The organism is Dermacoccus sp. GAS27A (genome assembly GCF_044909235.1).
Classification (GTDB): Bacteria; Actinomycetota; Actinomycetes; order Actinomycetales; family Dermatophilaceae; genus Dermacoccus; species Dermacoccus nishinomiyaensis.
Genome location: NZ_JBIYDW010000029.1, coordinates 1 through 1,327, shown reverse-complemented (window position 1 = coordinate 1,327; position 1,327 = coordinate 1). Strand labels below are relative to the sequence as shown.

The following is a 1,327-nucleotide window of genomic DNA, read 5'->3' as shown; positions in this document are numbered from 1 at the left end:
ACTGAAGCGTCCCGGGTGTGATGCCGCTTCCTTTCGAGTTCGAGAGGATGTTGTTCATGCCGAAGAAGTTCGATCCCGAGGTGAAGGACCGCGCGGTGCGGATGGTCCTGGACCGCGTCGAGGAAGCCGGGTCCGTCACCAAGGCCGTCGCGTTGGTGTCACCGAAGGTCGACGTGGGCCGTGAAACCTTGCGCCGCTGGGTCTCGCAACACCGCGTCGACGCCGGCCTGAAGGACGGGCCGACCAGCGACGACCTGGCCGAGCTGCGTCGTCTGCGCAGCGAGGTCAAGCGGTTGCGCGAGGACAACGAGCTCCTACGCAAGGCCTCGATTTTCTTCGCGGGGGAGCTCGACCCCCGCAACCGATGATCATGGGTTTCATCGATCAGATGCGCGCCGAGGGGCACGCGGTCGAGTCGGTCTGCAGGGTGCTCCGCCAGGAGGGCTGCCAGATCGCCGCACGCACCTACCGGGCCTGGCGCCACCGCAGCGCATCGGCCCGTGACACGTCCGACGCGGTCCTGCTCAACGTCCTGCACGACCTCGTCGGTACCCCGGAAGGGCTGTACGGGCGTCGCAAGATGACCGCCTGGCTACGTAGGCAAGGTCACCAGGTCGGCGCCGGTCGCGTGGATCGGCTCATGCGCGTCGCGGGGATGAACGGGGTACGCCGCGGCCGTCCGGTACGCACCACGATCCCGGCCAAGGACGGGCATCGGGCTGGTGACCTGCTCAACCGGGACTTCACCGCGGCAGCGCCGAACACGAAGTGGGTCGCGGACTTCACCTACGTACGCACGTGGGCGGGTTTCGTGTACGTCGCGTTCGTCCTGGACTGCTACTCCCAGAAGGTCGTGGCCTGGCACGCCGCGACGAGCAAGACGACACCGCTGGTCCTGACACCGCTGCGGATCGCGCTGTGGGAACGCGACCGAGCCGGGCACCCCGTCCAACCCGGCGAGCTGATCGCACATAGCGATGCCGGGTCGCAGTACACCAGCCTGCGCTTCGCCGAGCACCTGGCCGCCGAGGGCATCGCCGCATCGATCGGCACCGTCGCGGACGCGTACGACAACGCACTCATGGAGTGCGTCATCGGCCTGTACAAGACCGAGTGCATCACCACCACGATCTTCCACGACAGCCCGTACAAGACCATCGCCGACGTCGAGTACGCCACCGCCGGATGGGTCGAGTGGTACAACAACCGAAGGCTCCACTCGTCTCTGGCCATGACCACCCCGGCCGAGTACGAGACCGCCTACTACGCCAACCTCAACCGAGAGTTGGCACCCGCATAGGAGCGGCACGAAACCCGGGACGCTTCA

1 protein-coding gene and 1 other annotated feature are annotated in these 1,327 nt (G+C 66.8%); the gene reads left to right on the top strand.

Features of this window, described 5'->3' with window-relative positions:
- Window positions 1-56: 56 nt before the first annotated feature.
- A protein-coding gene (locus ABH936_RS14080) for an IS3 family transposase (protein ID WP_131940167.1) occupies window positions 57-1,300 on the top strand; the annotation gives its coding sequence in 2 pieces (ribosomal slippage) (window positions 57-330 and window positions 330-1,300; 1,245 coding nt in all).
- Window positions 326-460 (top strand) — a sequence feature (AL1L pseudoknot). Its footprint overlaps the gene before it by 135 nt.
- Window positions 1,301-1,327 lie beyond the last annotated feature (27 nt).